The organism is Microbacterium sp. NPDC060117, from assembly GCF_042729315.1.
In the GTDB taxonomy this organism is placed as follows: Bacteria; Actinomycetota; Actinomycetes; order Actinomycetales; family Microbacteriaceae; genus Microbacterium.
This window is the reverse complement of record NZ_JBHWXR010000003.1, coordinates 315,427-330,913: the sequence shown is the minus strand read 5'-3', so window position 1 is coordinate 330,913 and position 15,487 is coordinate 315,427. Positions and strand designations below refer to the sequence as shown.

Sequence of the window (15,487 nt, the reverse complement as noted above, 5' to 3'; positions counted from 1 at the left end):
GCGCGTTTCTCGCGCCTTCGACATGGAGACACCGGTCGACCCCGATGTGTGACATCCGGATCCGATATTCGCCTCGTGCCACGATGGATCCGTGGACACGACGACCTTCGCAGCGACCGACGGCTTCCCGCACACCGCGCTGGTCGGCGTCACCGGCCCCGAGCAGGCGCTCGCCGTGCAGGGGGACCCGCAGGCCGTCCTTCCGCTCGCCTCGGTGACCAAGCCGCTCACCGCATGGGGTGTGTTCGTCGCGATCGAGCGCGGGCTGGTGGATCTGGACGAGCCGGCCGGCCCTGCGGGAGCGACGGTGCTGAACTTGCTCGACCACACCAGCGGACTGCCCATGGAGGGGGAGGGGCCGCTGAAGGCTCCCGGCGAGCGGCGCATCTACTCGAATGCCGGGTTCGACGCGCTCGCCGCGCACGTCTCCGACGCCGTCGGCATGGACTTCGCGGACTGGATGCTGCGGGAGGTCACGCTGCCGCTCGGCATGGGGCGCACGGATGTCACCGGACGGCCGTCGGCGGGGGCGTCGGCCTCGATCGAGGATCTGCTCATCTTCGGACGCGAGGTGCTCCGCCCGACGCTCATCCCGGCGGCGCTGCGCGACCTCGCCCTCACCGTCTCGCACCCCGGCCTGCGCGGGATCGTGCCCGGTTACGGGGCGTATCCCGACAACCAGTGGGGACTCGGCTTCGAGCTCAAGGACTCCAAGTCGCCGCATTGGATGAGCGACACCCTGCCGCCCGAGACGGCCGGCCACTTCGGCGCGCTCGGCAGCTTCCTGCTCATCGACCGCTCGCGGGACCTCGCCGCCGCGTTCCTCTCCGGCGTCCCGTTCGGCGAGGAGCACAAGCGGATCTGGCCCGCGCTGACCGAGGAGATCGTCACGCGCTACGGACGCTGATCCGGATCCGGTCTTCAGGATCCGGCGACCGCGCGTGCGTACCTCGCCGACAGCACCTGCAGTCGGGGGATCAGCTCGGGCGGGGACTCGACGGTGAAGTCCATCATCAGCATCCCGATGTACGCCGCCACCGTGTCGAGGCTGTCGGCGCCCGTGACCAGCACGCAGTGGTCGGCATCGATCGGCTCGACGACGCCCACGGTCGGGTTGATCCGGTCGAGGACGGCCTGCGCCGGCGCGTCGATGCGCAGCCGGGCGTGCACCGCCCATCCGCTCGCCGCGATCGTGCGCATCGCGAACGCCGTGTAGTCGCCGCCGGGTAGCGGTTGCGGATCGAACCTGCGACGGGTCGGCATGCGCAGCGTCATCCAGTCCACCCGGTAGGTATGCCACGCGCCGGAGGCGGGGTCGCGCGCGACGAGGTGCCAGCGCCGCTGCCAGCTGAGCAGACGGTACGGCTCGACGAGCACAGGTGCGTCCTGATAGTCGAAGCGCAGCCACTCGACATCGCGGATCGCCGCGGCGGTCGCAGCGAGCACGGCGGGATCCACTTCGGGATCCGGGGCGTCGGTGCCGACGTTCTCCTGGCCGCGGTCGATCGTCGAGCCGAGAGCGTCGACGAGCGGACGCAAGCGGGAGGGCAGCACCTGTTCGATCTTGGCGAGGGCTCTGGCGCCCGACTCCTCGACCCCGGTCACTCCCGCGGCCATCTGCAGGCCCACGGTCACCGCGACGGCCTCCTCGTCGTCCAGCAGCAGCGGGGGCAGCTGCCCGCCCGAACCGAGGCGGTATCCGCCCACCGAGCCGCGTACGGCATCCACCGGATAGCCGAGGTCTCGGAGTCGCTCGATGTCGGCGCGGACGGTTCGCGGACTCACGTCGAGCCGGGCCGCGAGCTCGGCGCCGGTGCGGCCGGATCCCGTCTGCAGCAGCGAGAGCAGGGCGAGCAGGCGGGCGGAGGGGCTTGTCATCGGGTCCTCGAAGAAGTTCTCGCATTAGGAACGAATCCAGCCTAATGGCCTTCTACCGTGGAACACATGAACACCACCGCAGCCCTCGTCATCCGCCCCTTCACCGTCTCCGTCACCGACGCCGAGGTCGCCGACCTTCGGGACCGGCTCGCCCGCACTCGCCTGCCGCAGCCGGCCCCCGCCGACGATTGGACCACCGGCACCCCGAACGACTACCTCCGCGAGGCGCTCGCCGCCTGGCGCGCTTTCGACTGGCGCGCCGCTGAGGCCCGCATCAACGCCTTCCCGCACTTCGTCGCCGAGATCGACGGCCAGGACATCCACTTCATCCACGTCCGCTCCGCGCATGAGGGCGCAACGCCCCTGCTGCTGCTGCACACCTATCCCGGATCCTCCGTCGACTACCTCGACGTGATCGATCGCCTCGTCGACCCGGTGTCGTACGGCGGCCGCGCGGAGGACGCGTTCGACGTGGTCGTCCCCGATGCGCCGGGATACGGCTTCTCCCAGCCCGTGACCGATGCCGGATGGACGATGCCCCGCGTCGCCCGGGCCTACGACCAGCTCATGCGGGGCCTCGGATACGAGAGCTACGGCGTGCACGGATCCGACAACGGTGCGATGGTCGCACGCGAGCTCGGACTGCTGAGCCCCGAGGGCTTCCTCGGCCTGCACGTGCTGCAGCTGTTCTCGTTCCCCTCGGGCGACCCAAGCGAGTTCGAGCGTCTCGAGCCGGCCGACTACGCGGGGCTCGAGCACATGCAGTGGTTCCAGTCGGTCGGCGGTTACAACACGATGAACGCCTCCCGGCCGCAGACGGTCGCGGTCGGGCTCAGCGACTCCCCGATCGGACTGCTGGCGTACAGCGAACTGTTCAACAGCTTCGGCAACGGCACCTCGCTCGTGCCGCTGGAGAAGATCCTGCTCGAGGTCAGCGTGAACTGGTTCGCGAACGCCGCCGCGGGCATGAGCCGCAGCTACTTCGAGAACGCCCAGGCGCAGACCGAGCCGCAGGTGAACCACGCGCGCACCGGCGTCGCCGTCTTCAAGGACGACTTCCAGACGATCCGCGTCTTCGCCGAGCGCGACAACGACAACATCGTGCACTGGAGCCGCTTCGACGAGGGCGGCCACTTCGCCGCACTGGAGCGTCCCGACCTGCTCGCCGGCGACGTGCGCGCGTTCTTCGCAGGGATCCGCGAGAGCTGAACCGCAGTTGCCGCTGCCTCCGCCTCCGCCGTCCCGTTCGGGGCGTCGGAGCGCGGCGTCCCGATCAGGCGACGGTGCGCAGGGTGCGGGCGCTGAGGCCCACGGTGACCCGCTGGCCCCATCCGAGGTTCAGCCGGTCGCTCTCCACTCCATCCCCGAACGCGACGAGCGTGTCGGACTCGACGCGAAGAGCGAGCGTGTCGCCCTCCAGCCGGCCGGCGACGAGCTCCGCGCCGGTGGTCGGCGACGGCCACGGCTCGCGCACGAACCAGGCCAGCGCCGCATCGGTCGGCCCGGGCAGCGCCAGCTGCGGGGCCTGGATGCGCGCGATCGACCGGCACCATCCGGACGACCCGGTGCCCGTGCCGACGATCACCCCCGACGACGACTGCCGCTCGGCGTGTCCGCCGACCTCGAGCAGGTAGCGCGCGGACTGGTGTCCCGGCTGGCCGATCATGATCTCGTTGAGGGCGACGAGCGACTGGCCGTCGTCGCTGTGCACCTCGACCATGGCCCGTTCGCACACGCCGGCGCGGCCGTCGTGCACCTGCCGCAGCAGTGCCGCCGCCGCGGCCGGCGGGTGCGGGACCAGGACGCCGGCGTTGCGTCCCGGCGAGGGATCGACGCCGATTACGGGCTGGGCGTCGAGATACTTCGCGACGTTGGCGACCAGGCCATCCTGACCCACGACGAGCAAGACATCCTCCGGTTCGAACGCGAACCTCGGCAGCCCGGCGCGCTCGACGTCGGCGCGCCGCCACTCCGTCGGGATCCCGGCCGCCACGGTCGCGAGGGCCGCTTCGAGCTGATCGTGGTGCGCGGCGACGTCCGCCGGTGACTGGCCGCGCTGCTGCAGGAAGAACTCGACCTGGCCGCGGGTGCCGTGTCGGGCGAGCAGCTCGGTCCACTCGCTCGCCCGGTGGACGACCACCGCCCGAGGGGCGACCATCTCAGCGGCCTCCGCCGATGCGACCAAGCAGGTCGTTCAGCAGGTCGGGGGTCACGGTGAGGTGGTCGATGGTCGGCAGGCTGCCCGCGAGCTCGCGCAGCGCCAGTGTGGTGAGCACCGCCGTCGGCACGTCGCGGACGGCGTCCATCCGCGCCCTCTCGGCGGCGGCCGCGGCCTCGCCGGTCGCGCGCTCCGCATCGGCCTGAGCTTCTGCGGCGAGCCGGATCCGTCCCGCCTCAGCCTCGGCGGCGATCGCGGCCGCCGCTGCCGTCTGCTCGGCTTCGATGCGGGCGTTGCGCCCCCGCGTGGCGACCAGCTCCTCCTGCCGCCGCGCCAGCTCGACCTGGTTGGCCAGTTCGTTCTCGCCGATCGCGGCCTCCCGCTCCACGGCCAGGGCCCGACGGGCGAAGGTCGCCTTGTCGGCGTCCTGCTGGATCGCCTCGCGCGCCGGCGTCTGCATCGCGCGCTCGACGTCGGGTTCGGCGCGGAGCAGGGCGAAGCGCACCCCCACGATCTCCAGGCCCAGTTCGGCCAGTCGCGCGTCCGCGGTGAGGATGCGCGTGGCCTGGGCGCCGAGCGCGGCGAGGTCGCTGCGCAGCGCGCGCTCGAGCGGCTCGGCGGCCAGCAGATGTCCGACGGCCGCGGTCGCTGCGCCGTGCAGCAGTCCGGCGATGGCGTCCAGCGGGCGCTCGGTCCAGAGGCCCGTGCCGAGGTCGATCGAGAAGTCGATGCGCTGCGCGGCGATCGCCGGGTCGACGATCCGATAGGTGACGGTGATCGGCGCGGATAGCTGCTGCAGATCCTCGGTGCGGAGCTGGACGACGACCGAGAGCTCGCGATCGTCCAACGGGATCTCGCTGATCGCGGCGTCGAGCGGCCGGAACCAGAACGCCTGGCCGGCGCCCGCGTGGCGCAGGTCGCCGCGATGCAGGTGCTGCACGTGCATCGTCGGTGCGGCGCCGAGGTGCCGGATGAACGGAGCCTTGGTGATGGTGGCCATGGTGTCCTCCTCGTTGTTTATGTCACTCTGACGATAATGGAATCCCCACTTCATGTCAAGGTGACGATAAACATAGGATGGTGCCATGCACCCGTTCTCCTTCGCGGTCGCCGTCGACCTCGTCGTGCTGACCATCCGCGACCACGCGCTGCAGGCGCTCCTCGTAGAACGCGGGATCGATCCCTTCGCCGGGCGCTGGGCCCTCCCGGGCGGCTTCGTGCTCGACGACGAGGATCCGGAGATCGCGGCCTATCGCGAGCTCGACGAGGAGACCGGGGTGGCGCAGGGCGTCCACCTCGAGCAGCTGCGCACCTACGGAGCGCCGGGGCGCGACCCGCGGGGCCGGGTGGTTTCCGTCGCGTGGCTCGCCCTCGCGCCTGAGCTCGGCGAGGCCCTCGCCGGATCCGACGCCCGGTCGGCGCGCTGGCGGCCGGTGTCCGAGGTCGAGGGCGACGCGACCGCGCTGGCCTTCGATCACGCCGGGATCCTCGCCGATGGGATCGAGCGGGCGCGGGCGAAGCTGGAGTACTCCTCTCTCGCGACCGCGTTCTGTCCGCCCGAGTTCACGATCGCCCAGTTGCGCTCGGTGTACGAGGCGGTGTGGGGGGTCGAACTCGACCCGCGCAACTTCCATCGGAAGGTCACCGGTTCGGCGGGCTTCCTCGAAGCCACCGGTGGGAGCACGCGTGACGGCGGGCGCCCGGCGCAGCTCTACCGGCGCGGTCCCGTCGGCATGCTGCAGCCTCCTCTCACCCGGCCGGCCTGATCCGCTCCCGTCATCGTGTTGCGGGCGGCGGCTCTCGTCCGAGGTGAGCGGGGTAGCCTCGGACCCGGGCCGGATCCGGTCCGTCGTCCGTCCCTCACCTGAAGGAGATCCGCCATGGCCGAGGTCGAGAGCTTCACCCTGGACCACACCGCCGTCAAGGCGCCCTACATCCGCCTGATCGGCGTCGATCAGGGACCGCGCGGCGACGAGATCTCCAACTTCGACGTGCGTTTCGTGCAGCCGAACGAGGGTGAGATCCCGACGGCGGCGCTGCACACGATCGAGCACACCCTCGCCTCGCTGCTGCGCGACCGCGTGGACGGCGTCATCGACATCTCGCCGTTCGGCTGCCGCACCGGCTTCCACCTGATCACCTGGGGCCGGCCTGAGGTGCCGGCGCTCGTCGAGGCCATCACCGACAGTCTGCGCTTCATCGCCGAGAAGGCCGAGTGGAGCGACGTCCCCGGTGTCAGCGCGATCGAGTGCGGCAACTACCGCGACCACAGCCTGCACGGCGCGCGCGAATGGTCGGCGCGGATCCTCGAGCAGGGGATCAGCCGCGACGCGTTCACCCGCATCCTGGCCTGATCCGCGCACCACGTGTCGTCTCGGTCGGCTTCGCCGTCCTCGCTCAACGACCCCGGGGCGAGGATCGTGGGTGCCCCGGGCGTTACCGTCCGCCGACACCCCCACGGGCCGCCGAAACCCCCACGTGCGTGCGCGAACGCATGGGGGTTTCGACGCTGCGCGGGGGTCTCGGCGGTCAGACCCGGGCGATGCGCAGCGTCCGCACCTCGAAGGGACGCAGCGACAGTGCCTCTCCGGTGCGCGGCTCGTCCAGCTCGTCCTCGATGAGCGAGACCTCGCGGATGCCGCCGTGCTCGAACCCGACGGACAGGGATCCGCTCGCACGCCGGCCCAGCGACTCGTAGACGCGCACGATCACGTCGCCGGAGCGGTCGTCGGCGAGCTTCACGCTCGACACCACGATGCCCTCTCCGGTCACGGCGACCAGCGGCTCGACCTCGTGCGCGCCGCGGACGACGCTCGTCGGGGCGTTCAGTGCGATGCCCTCGGCCGTCGCGATCGCGGCGTCGGTGCCGATCACCAGTCCCACCTGGATCTCGTGCCGGCCGTGGTCGGTGTCGGGGTCGGGGAAGCGCGGGGCGCGCAGCAGCGACAGGCGCACGGTGGTGGTGACGTCGTCGCCGTCCACGTCGCGGGTGGTGTCGAAGCCGTAGATCGAGTCGTTCACGAGCGCGGCGCCGAAGCCGCCGTCCTCCTGCACCAGCACGAAGCGGTGCATGGACGTCTCGAACTTCGCGGCCTCCCAGCTCGTGTTCACGTGCGTGACCCGGCGCTGGAAGCCGAACTGCGTCTCGGCCGCCGTCTCGCGGGCGAACACGTCCAGCGGGAAGGCCAGCTTGAGCAGCTTCTCGGTCTCATGCCAGTCGATCTCGTTGCGCAGCAGCACCGTGCGCGAGCCGGGGCGCAGCGTGATCGTCTGCCGCAGAGAGGACTCCGAGAACGGCCGCTCCACGATGATCGTCGCCACGCCGTCCTCCACGGACGCCGCGATCGACGACACCGCCACGAGGTCGTCCACGCGGTTGCGGTAGTACTTGTCGATGTCCCACGCGTCCCACATGTTCGGGAAGTCCTGGTGCAGCTGGAACAGGTTCGCGGGCTTGCCGGCAGGGATGCTCTCGCGACCCGTCGCCTTGTCGATCGCGGAGGTGATCAGACCCTCGGCCGAGATCGTGACCGTGACGAGGTCGTTCTCGATGCGGAAGCCGGATCCGGTCTCCGTGAGGGAGACCCCCTGCTCCGTGACGTTGCCGCGTTTCGTCTCGGTCGCGCTGCGCGCGTCCTCGCTCAACGACCCCGAAGAGGAGGCGAAGCCGGCGCCGAGCGCGCGGGCGCCGGATCCGACGCCGACCGACGTCGGCGTGAACACCAGCTCGAGATCTCCCGAACCTGCGAGCGCGGCGCGCGCCTCGGAGGACAGGGCGCGGGCCTCGTCGAGCACGCCGGACAGCACCGAGACGGCCTCGCGGTGCACCCATGCGATCGAGGTGCCGGGGAGGATGTCGTGGAACTCGTGCAGCAGCACGGTCTCCCACAGCCGGTCCAGCTCATCGTGCGGGTAGGCCGCGCCGAGGCGCACCGCCGCGGTCGAGGCCCAGAGCTCGGCCTCGATGAGCGCCTGCTCGGCCCAGCGGTGCAGCGCCTTCGTGGCGTGCTGGCTGGTGAGCGTGCCGCGGTGCAGCTCGAGGTAGAGCTCGCCGACCCAGACGGCCGGATCCGGCAGCTCCGCCTTGGCAGCGTCGAAGAACTCATCGGGGTGGATCCACTCGACCTGGGCGGATCCCTCGAGCGAAGCCAGGCGGGAGGCCTTGCCGGTCATCTCGCGGGTCGTGCCGCCGCCGCCGTCGCCCCAGCCGACCGGGGCGATCGAACGCGTCGCGACGCGGTTCTCCTTGAACTGGCGCGACGCCTTGGCGACCTCCATGCCGCTCAGCTGCGAGTTGTACGTGTCCATCGGCGGGAAGTGCGTGAAGATCCGCGACCCGTCGATGCCCTCCCAGTCGAAGCTGTGGTGCGGGAACACGTTGCGCTGGTTCCACGAGATCTTCTGCGTGAAGAACCACTCGAAGCCGGCCCGGCGCATGAGCTGCGGAAGGGCGGGGGAGTAGCCGAAGCTGTCCGGCAGCCACACGCCCTTCGAGCGGACCCCGAACTCGCGCTCGAAGAAGCGCTGGCCGTGCGAGAACTGCCGCACGAGCGACTCGCCGGTCGGCATGACCGTGTCGGACTCGACCCACATGCCGCCCAGCGGCAGGAAGCGGCCCTCGGCGACGGCGCCCTTGATCCGCGCGTAGACCTCGGGCCGGTGCTCCTTCATCCATGCGTACTGCTGCGCGCTGGACATGCCGTAGCGGAACTGCGGCTGCTCCTCGAGCAGGGTCGTCATCGACGAGGTGGTGCGGGCCACCTTGCGCACGGTCTCGCGCAGCGGCCACAGCCAGGCGGAGTCGATGTGCGCGTGCCCGATGGCGGCGATGCGATGCGCGCTGGCGTCGGCGGGTGCGGCCAGCACGTCGGCCAGCTGCGCCCTCGCCTCGCCCGCGGTCTCGATGATGCGCTGCAGGTCGAGCACGTCGAGCGCATCGTCAAGCGCCTGCAGGATGCGCATGCGGCGCGGGCTGGTCTCGGGAAGCTCCGCCTGCAGCTCCAGCAGCACCTCGAGGTCGAGGGACAGCTCGAACACCTCGGGTTCGAACACCGCGAGGTCCATGTGCCGCACGCGGTAGAGGGGATCCGGCGAGGAGGTGAGGATGTCGCCTTCCTGCGTCGGCAGGAAGGGGTGGTAGTCCAGCAGCACGGGGTTGGAGGCGCCCTCGAGGTACAGCTCGATCGCCTCCTCGCCCTCGGCGCGCTCCGTGACGGGCAGCCACTGGTTGCGCGGGTTGAGGCTCTTCACCGGGACCGGCTCGCCGTCGGCGCCGACGCGATACGCGAGGGCCTCGCACTGGAAGCCGGTCATGTTGATGTCGAAGCCGAGGTCGACGAGTGCCTCGACGCGCTTGCCTGCCCACTCGGCCGGCACGGTGCCGCGGATCCGGAACCAGGTGGTGCCCCACGCGGGCCCCCACTGCTGGCCGGCACTGAACGGCGCGAACTCGAGCGCCAGGCCCTCGGCGGCCGGGATCGGCTCGCCCGGCAGCGCGTGCGCGGCGATCTCCAGCGGGATTCGGGCGGAGTGGACGGCGGGGCGCACGCGCTCGCCGAGCACGCGGGTGACGCGGCCGACGGTGAGCGAGGTCTCTTCGTGCACGGGGTGCTCCTTCGCGGTGCGAGAATGTCAGAACGCCTGGGGAGATCCTCTCCCACAGGGCCAACTAAAACGATCTAGTACGGTGAGTCTATGTCACAGGCGAAGCGCATCACCATCGCCGATATCGCCCGGCTCGCCGGAGTGTCTCCCGGTGCGGTCTCCTTCGCGCTGAACGGGCGCCCCGGCGTCAGCGAGCAGACCCGGCAGCGCATCCTCGACATCGCCGAGGAGCACCAGTGGCAGCCGAGCTCGGCCGCCCGTGCTCTGGTCGGATCCCGCGCCGGCGTGGTCGGCTTCGCCGTGAACAGACCGGCCCGCACGCTCGGCACCGAGGCGTTCTTCACCGACCTCATCGCCGGCGTGCAGTCGGCGCTGGCCCAGCACGGCGTCGCGCTGCAGCTGGTCGTGGTCTCCTCGATCGAGGAGGAGATGGCGACCTACCGGCGCTGGCGCAGCGCGAATCAGGTCGACGGCGTGATCGTGATCGACCCGCGCGACGACGATCCGCGTCTGGCCCTGCTCCCGAGCCTGCCGCTGCAGGCCGTCGTGATCGGCAGCAGCGACAGCGCCGGCGATCCCCCCGCCATCTGGCTCGACGACGAGGCCGCCGCGCACGCGCTGTTCGACTACCTCGCGGCGCTCGGACACCGGGAGATCGCCTACGTCTCCGGGCCCGCCGAGTTCCAGCACACCCGCATCCGCGCCGACGTGCTCTCGGCACTCGCCGCCCGAGGCGTGGTGGGAGAGACGCTTGTCACCGACTTCTCCCCGGCGGCAGCGACCGCGGCCACGCGCACGCTGCTCAGCCGCGCGTCCCGCCCCACGGCGGTCGTCTACGACAATGACGTGATGGCGATCGCGGGGCTCCGCGTCGCCCAGGAGATGGGCGTGGTGGTGCCGCAGGCGCTGTCGGTGGCGTCGTTCGACGACTCCGTGGTGACCGGGCTTGTGCATCCGTCGATCACCTGCCTCACCCGTGACACCTTCGCGCTCGGCGAGCAGGCGGCGGCGTTCCTGCTGGAGCGGATCGGATCCGCGGATCCGCTGCCGTCCCGCCGTGGCCCTGCCCCCGCGCTCACGATCCGGGAGAGCACGGCGGCGCCGTCGCGCTGAGCGCATCGCGTCGAGCCCGGTCCTCGAGGTCCGACGGCGGGCCGCGCGTGACAGCGGGCCGTCGGGCGACGGCGAGTGCGGCTGCACGGGGTGCGTCCGGGCGCGTTCGATAGAGTGCTCTGGGCCGACGAGAGGATTCGCAGATGACGCCGGAGACCGTGAAGAAGCACCAGGACTACAACCCGGGGCCGCGCGTGGGGATCACCTTCTCCACCTTCGACCTGCTGCACGCGGGGCACATCATGATGCTGGCCGAGGCCAAGCGCCAGTGCGACTACCTCATCTGCGGCCTGCAGATGGACCCGACCCTGGACCGCCCGGAGAAGAACGCTCCCACCCAGACTGTGGTCGAGCGCTACATCCAGCTGCGCGGATGCGAGTACGTGGACGAGATCGTCCCGTACTCGACCGAGCAGGACCTCGAGGACATCCTCCGCTCGTTCAAGCTCGACGTGCGCATCGTCGGTGACGAGTACGAGGACCGTGACTTCACCGGCCGCGCGTACTGCGAGGAGGCCGGGATCGAGTTGTACTTCAACAGCCGCGACCACCGCTTCTCCAGCTCCGGCCTGCGCAAGATCGTTGCGGCCAAGGAGGCCGAGCGCGAGGCGCGCAACTGACGTCGGCTTCTCGTCGCTGAGGTGACTCAGAGCCAGGGCGACGGGTCCCAGTCGAAGCTCCGCGCCCACTCCTCCAGCTCGGCGCGCAGCGCGGCCGCGATCTCGGGGTGCTCCGCGGACAGGTCCACGGCCTCGGCCGGATCCTCGTCCAGGTTCGCGAGCATGCTGCTGCCCAGGACGAAGGGCCCGCCCAGGTGCTCCCGGCCGGAGGTCGTGAGCTTCCACGGGCCGCGGCGTGCGGCGAGCTGCGGTCCGTACTCCCAGAACAGGGTGCGCTCGGCGGCCAGCGGCTCGAGCGCACGCAGTGCCGCGAGCACGCTCGCGCCGTCCGCCTCGTCCGCGGCCAGCGCGCCCGTCGCCTCGAGCACGGTCGGAAGCAGGTCCATCATCGCGCAGGGCTCGGTCCAGTCCGCGCCCTGCGGCAGGGCACCGGGCCAGGCGATGATCGCGGGTACGCGGATGCCGCCGTCGAACAGCGAGCCCTTGTTGCCGCGCAGGCCGCCCGTGGATCCGCCCTGGTAGTCGATCTCCTCGCCGTTCAGCCAGTTGCGGCTCTCCGTGGAGGGGCCGTTGTCGGAGGAGAAGAACACGATCGTGTCGTCCGTGATCCCCGCCGCGTCGAGCGCGTCCAGGATGCGGCCCACGCCGTCGTCCATGGCGGCGATCATGGCCGCCATGATGCGGCGATCGTCGGGCAGGTCAGGGAAGCGGTCGACGTACTCCTTCGGCGCATGCATCGGGTAGTGCGGCGCGTTGAACGGGACGTAGCAGAGGAACGGCTCGGCGGCGCTGTCCACGATGAACGAGACCGCCTTCTCCGCGATGACCTCGGTGAGGTAGCGCCCGTTGTCGTAGACCTCGCGTTCGTCGTCCCACAGGTCGTGGACGGGGTTCTGGTTCTGGCCCCAGTAGAAGATGTGCGAGTAGTAGTCGACGCAGCCCGCGAGGAAGCCGAAGTGCTGGTCGAAGCCGCGGTCGAGCGGGCGGTAGCCGGATCCGGTGCCGAGGTGCCACTTGCCGAAGATGCCCGTGCGGTAGCCCTCGTCCTGCAGGCGCGAGGCGAGCGTCGGCTGGGCGGGCAGGCCCGCGGTGCCGCGCTTGCCCCCGAGGATCTCCTGCACCCCGGCATGCACCGGGTGGCGGCCCGTCAGCAGCGCCGCGCGCGACGGCGAGCACACGGGCGAGTTCGAGTACCAGTTCGTGAGGCGCACGCCGCGATCCGCCAGCCGGTCCAGATGCGGCGTGCGCACGTCGTCGCCGCCGAAGCAGCCGACATCGCCGTAGCCGAGGTCGTCGGCGTAGATCACCACGACGTTGGGGCGGGTCATGCGGTGACCTCCGCGGAGTCCTCCGCGCCATCGACGACGGTGTTGTTGGACGAGTAGATCCCGGATCCCGTGCGCAGGTCGGGAAGGATCAGGTCGGTGATCCCGCGGGCCGCCAGGGCGGCCGGATCCGCCGCGGCGCGCGAGGTGACGAAGGTCACGTCGAGGCCGGCTTCGCAGGCGTCGACCCAGGCCTGGAAGATCGCGCCCCCCGGGCTCATCGCGGCACGGCTGACCGGGATCTCGTCGGCGTCGACCTCGATCACGATCGCCGTCGTGCGGGCCGGCGTCTGCTGTCGCGCGCGCAGCTCGGGGATGATCTCCGCGAAGCGCCGACCGATGGGCTTGGCCTCGCCGGCCTGGTCGATCAGCCCCAGGGAGTACTCGAGCTCGGGGTAGTCCGCGAGCTCGCGGCCCACGTCGTGGGAGCACCACCAGGTGACGCCCCAGAGGTTCTCCGTGCGCACCGCGGCGCGCACCGTCGCCTCGAGGAAGTCGGGGGTCTGCTCGGGTGTCAGGCAGTTCGACGGGGCGCCGACCTCCTGCAGCCAGACCGGGCGCTGCGGATCCGTCGCGAAGGCGCGGGAGAGCTCGATCATGTACTCGGCATGGCGGTCGCTGGCAGCGCTGCGTCCGCCGTAGCGCTGCGCGGTGCCGTTGAAGATCCACGAGTGCACCGTGGTCATGGCGCCGATCCGGCTCGCGTGGGTCGGCACGAAGCCGTGCCCGTCCATGTACCAGGCCGCGTCGTACTCGCTGTGCACGTGCGGAAGCCCGGGAGCGGACCGCTCGGCCGCGTCCAGCAGGGCACGGAGCCAGCCCGCGGCCTCGTCGGGCGTGACGGGCCAGGGGTGCGGGTGCACCGCCGCCGAGAACTGGTTCACCTCGTTGCCGAGCGTGAAGCCGAGGAAGTTCGGCGCGTCGACGAGCGCGGCGCCGAGGCGCTCGACGAGCGCGACCTGGCCGCTCAGCGCGAGGGGGTGCGTGAACATGTTCTTGTCGTGCCACGTGAACAGCCACGACGGGATGAAGTCGAAGCTCGACAGGTGCCCCTGGATCACGTCGACCGACGCGTCCAAGCCGAACTCCGCCGCGACGTCGACCACGGCGCGGACGTCGGCGATCGCCTTGTCGCGGATGAGGGTGCGGTTGGGCTGCAGCACCGGCCAGAGCGGGAAGATCCGCACGTGGTCGAGGCCGAGCGCGGCGAGTCCGGCGAAGTCGCGGCGCACCGCGTCGAGGTCGAGGTCGAGCCAGGCGTGCATCCACTCCTTCGACGGGGTGTAGTTCGCGCCGAACCGCAGCGGGGCGGCCCCGTCCGTGGCGGGGGAGAGTGCGGCGTCGGTGCCGAGGGTCATCGAGTACGTCCTTCCGGGACGGGCTGGCGCGGGTGAGGAGAATCGCCGAGGTCCTGCTGGAGATCCCACAGCTTCAGGGTCAGCTCACGCCGGATGCCGGCGTATGCGGGATCGAGATGCACGCTGGTGAGCTCGTACGGATCCCTCTCGAGATCGAACAGCTCCCACTCCGGAGGATAGGACGTGTCGCCCGTGTTGGGCAGTCCCATTCCGTCGGCGTAGTAGTAGATCAGCTTGTAGCGGTCGGTGCGCACGCCGTAGTGCGCCCAGACGTGGTGCATGTGGTCGTCGTGCTCGTAGAACCGGTAGTAGTGCGCGTCTCGCACCGGATCCGGATCCTCCGCGGTCACCAGGTCGACGAGACTGTGCCCCTGCATGCCCTCGGGGGCGGCGACTCCGGCGAACTCGAGCAGGGTCTGCGCGATGTCGACGTTGGAGACGAGTGTCTCGGTGCTCCCGCCGGCGGCGACCCGGGCGGGATAGCTGAGCACGAGCGGCATCCGCAGCGACTCCTCGTACATGAACCGCTTGTCGAACCAGCCGTGCTCACCGAGGTAGAAGCCCTGGTCCGAGGCGTAGATCGTGACCGTGTCGTCGAACTGGCCCTTCGCCCGCAGGAAGTCGGTGAGCGCCTGCACGCCCTCATCGACAGCGGCCACGCAGCGCAGGTAGTCCTGCATGTAGCGCTGGTACTTCCACACCGCGCGCTCGGCGTAGCCCAGTTCGGCGGGCGGATCCTCCTTGAGGTCGATGTCGGTGAGGTAGTCCGCGATGCGCATCGTGGCATGGTGCGCGGGCGTGCCGCGGCCGTCGTAGTCGTCGTCGAAGGTGGGCGGCAACGGGATCGGATCCGTGAAGAGGCCCGCATGCCGGGGGTGCGGCAGCCAGGGGCGATGCGGGGCCTTGTGCCAGACCAGCACGCAGTACGGCTCGTCGCCCTGCGCGTCCATCCACGCGAGGGCGTGCTCGGTGATGATGTCGGTGACGTAGCCCTCGTAGCGCACCGAGCCTTCGGGTGTGACGAACTCCGGGTCGAAGTACTCGCCCTGATCCGGCAGCACCTCCCAGTGGTCGAAGCCCGCCGGATCGTGGTCGGGGCCGTGGCCGAGGTGCCACTTGCCGAACATCGCGGTGCGGTAGCCCGCCGCCTTCAGCGCGGTGATGAAGGTCTCATGATCGTTGGTCAGATGCGTGGCGAGCGTGGTGACGGCGCTCGTGTGGCTGTAGGTGCCGGTGAGGAACGCCGCTCGGCTGGGCGTGCACAGCGCGTTCTCGACCAGGGCGCGATCGAAGCGCATCCCCGCCGCGGCGATCGCATCGATGCCGGGCGTGGTGTTCACCGCTGATCCGTAGCAGCCGATGGCGTTCGAGGCGTGGTCGTCGGTCAGCACGAACACGATGTTCGGGCGACGGGGGCTGCTCATCACGTTC

General features: G+C 70.7%; 13 protein-coding genes. 6 read left to right on the top strand and 7 right to left on the bottom strand.

Translation table 11 applies throughout. The features are described 5' to 3' along the window. The first annotated feature begins 91 nt into the window (after positions 1-91). On the top strand, positions 92-907 hold the full coding sequence (locus ACFWCK_RS13275) for a serine hydrolase (protein WP_233312661.1): 816 nt from the start codon (positions 92-94) through the stop codon (positions 905-907). A 14-nt stretch (positions 908-921) separates the two neighbouring features. Here ACFWCK_RS13275 and ACFWCK_RS13270 read toward each other — a convergent pair whose 3' ends face one another. Further along, positions 922-1,878, bottom strand: a complete 957-nt coding sequence (locus ACFWCK_RS13270; protein ID WP_378806280.1) for a helix-turn-helix transcriptional regulator — start codon at positions 1,876-1,878, stop codon at positions 922-924. Between the two features lie 66 nt (positions 1,879-1,944). Between ACFWCK_RS13270 and ACFWCK_RS13265 the strand changes: the two genes are divergently transcribed. After that, positions 1,945-3,087, top strand: a complete 1,143-nt coding sequence (locus tag ACFWCK_RS13265; RefSeq protein WP_378806279.1) for an epoxide hydrolase family protein — start codon at positions 1,945-1,947, stop codon at positions 3,085-3,087. 64 nt (positions 3,088-3,151) lie between these two features. Here ACFWCK_RS13265 and ACFWCK_RS13260 read toward each other — a convergent pair whose 3' ends face one another. Beyond that, on the bottom strand, positions 3,152-4,036 hold the full coding sequence (locus tag ACFWCK_RS13260; RefSeq protein ID WP_378806278.1) for a hypothetical protein: 885 nt from the start codon (positions 4,034-4,036) through the stop codon (positions 3,152-3,154). Between the two features lies 1 nt (position 4,037). After that, a complete protein-coding gene (locus ACFWCK_RS13255; RefSeq protein ID WP_378806277.1) occupies positions 4,038-5,036 on the bottom strand; it encodes an SPFH domain-containing protein in 999 nt (332 codons plus the stop codon). An 85-nt stretch (positions 5,037-5,121) separates the two neighbouring features. Between ACFWCK_RS13255 and ACFWCK_RS13250 the strand changes: the two genes are divergently transcribed. Further along, entirely contained in the window at positions 5,122-5,802 is a 681-nt protein-coding gene (locus tag ACFWCK_RS13250) for an NUDIX domain-containing protein (protein WP_378806276.1), read from the top strand. 114 nt (positions 5,803-5,916) lie between these two features. Continuing rightward, entirely contained in the window at positions 5,917-6,390 is a 474-nt protein-coding gene (locus ACFWCK_RS13245; RefSeq protein ID WP_378806275.1) for an S-ribosylhomocysteine lyase, read from the top strand. Between the two features lie 175 nt (positions 6,391-6,565). Here ACFWCK_RS13245 and ACFWCK_RS13240 read toward each other — a convergent pair whose 3' ends face one another. Continuing rightward, positions 6,566-9,640, bottom strand: coding sequence for an alpha-mannosidase (locus ACFWCK_RS13240; RefSeq protein ID WP_378806273.1), 3,075 nt, complete (start codon positions 9,638-9,640; stop codon positions 6,566-6,568). Positions 9,641-9,730: 90 nt separating this feature from the next. Between ACFWCK_RS13240 and ACFWCK_RS13235 the strand changes: the two genes are divergently transcribed. Both ACFWCK_RS13235 and ACFWCK_RS13230 read left to right on the top strand, forming a co-directional pair. Beyond that, entirely contained in the window at positions 9,731-10,753 is a 1,023-nt protein-coding gene (locus ACFWCK_RS13235; protein WP_378806272.1) for a LacI family DNA-binding transcriptional regulator, read from the top strand. A 143-nt stretch (positions 10,754-10,896) separates the two neighbouring features. After that, positions 10,897-11,373, top strand: a complete 477-nt coding sequence (locus ACFWCK_RS13230; protein ID WP_233312667.1) for an adenylyltransferase/cytidyltransferase family protein — start codon at positions 10,897-10,899, stop codon at positions 11,371-11,373. A 26-nt stretch (positions 11,374-11,399) separates the two neighbouring features. On the opposite strand, the gene ACFWCK_RS13225 is transcribed toward ACFWCK_RS13230, so the two are convergent. Genes ACFWCK_RS13225 through ACFWCK_RS13215 form a run of 3 tightly spaced genes read right to left on the bottom strand, consistent with a single transcriptional unit; the run spans position 11,400 to position 15,480 of the window. Further along, on the bottom strand, positions 11,400-12,701 hold the full coding sequence (locus ACFWCK_RS13225; RefSeq protein ID WP_378806270.1) for a sulfatase-like hydrolase/transferase: 1,302 nt from the start codon (positions 12,699-12,701) through the stop codon (positions 11,400-11,402). Next, complete coding sequence (locus tag ACFWCK_RS13220) at positions 12,698-14,056, bottom strand: glycosyl hydrolase (RefSeq protein ID WP_378806269.1); 1,359 nt, start codon at positions 14,054-14,056, stop codon at positions 12,698-12,700. Before ACFWCK_RS13220 ends, ACFWCK_RS13225 begins: the two co-directional genes overlap by 4 nt. Beyond that, entirely contained in the window at positions 14,053-15,480 is a 1,428-nt protein-coding gene (locus tag ACFWCK_RS13215) for a sulfatase (RefSeq protein WP_378806268.1), read from the bottom strand. Before ACFWCK_RS13215 ends, ACFWCK_RS13220 begins: the two co-directional genes overlap by 4 nt. Positions 15,481-15,487 lie beyond the last annotated feature (7 nt).

Bases quoted from the DNA above. Each gene is read 5' to 3' on its own strand.
- ACFWCK_RS13235 (WP_378806272.1), top strand. From the start codon at position 9,731: ATGTCACAGGCGAAGCGCATCACCATCGCCGATATCGCCCGGCTCGCC.
- ACFWCK_RS13215 (WP_378806268.1), bottom strand. From the start codon at position 15,480: ATGAGCAGCCCCCGTCGCCCGAACATCGTGTTCGTGCTGACCGACGAC.
- ACFWCK_RS13265 (WP_378806279.1), top strand. From the start codon at position 1,945: ATGAACACCACCGCAGCCCTCGTCATCCGCCCCTTCACCGTCTCCGTC.
- ACFWCK_RS13230 (WP_233312667.1), top strand. From the start codon at position 10,897: ATGACGCCGGAGACCGTGAAGAAGCACCAGGACTACAACCCGGGGCCG.
- ACFWCK_RS13250 (WP_378806276.1), top strand. From the start codon at position 5,122: ATGCACCCGTTCTCCTTCGCGGTCGCCGTCGACCTCGTCGTGCTGACC.
- ACFWCK_RS13255 (WP_378806277.1), bottom strand. From the start codon at position 5,036: ATGGCCACCATCACCAAGGCTCCGTTCATCCGGCACCTCGGCGCCGCA.
- ACFWCK_RS13225 (WP_378806270.1), bottom strand. From the start codon at position 12,701: ATGACCCGCCCCAACGTCGTGGTGATCTACGCCGACGACCTCGGCTAC.
- ACFWCK_RS13220 (WP_378806269.1), bottom strand. From the start codon at position 14,056: ATGACCCTCGGCACCGACGCCGCACTCTCCCCCGCCACGGACGGGGCC.
- ACFWCK_RS13245 (WP_378806275.1), top strand. From the start codon at position 5,917: ATGGCCGAGGTCGAGAGCTTCACCCTGGACCACACCGCCGTCAAGGCG.
- ACFWCK_RS13260 (WP_378806278.1), bottom strand. From the start codon at position 4,036: ATGGTCGCCCCTCGGGCGGTGGTCGTCCACCGGGCGAGCGAGTGGACC.
- ACFWCK_RS13270 (WP_378806280.1), bottom strand. From the start codon at position 1,878: ATGACAAGCCCCTCCGCCCGCCTGCTCGCCCTGCTCTCGCTGCTGCAG.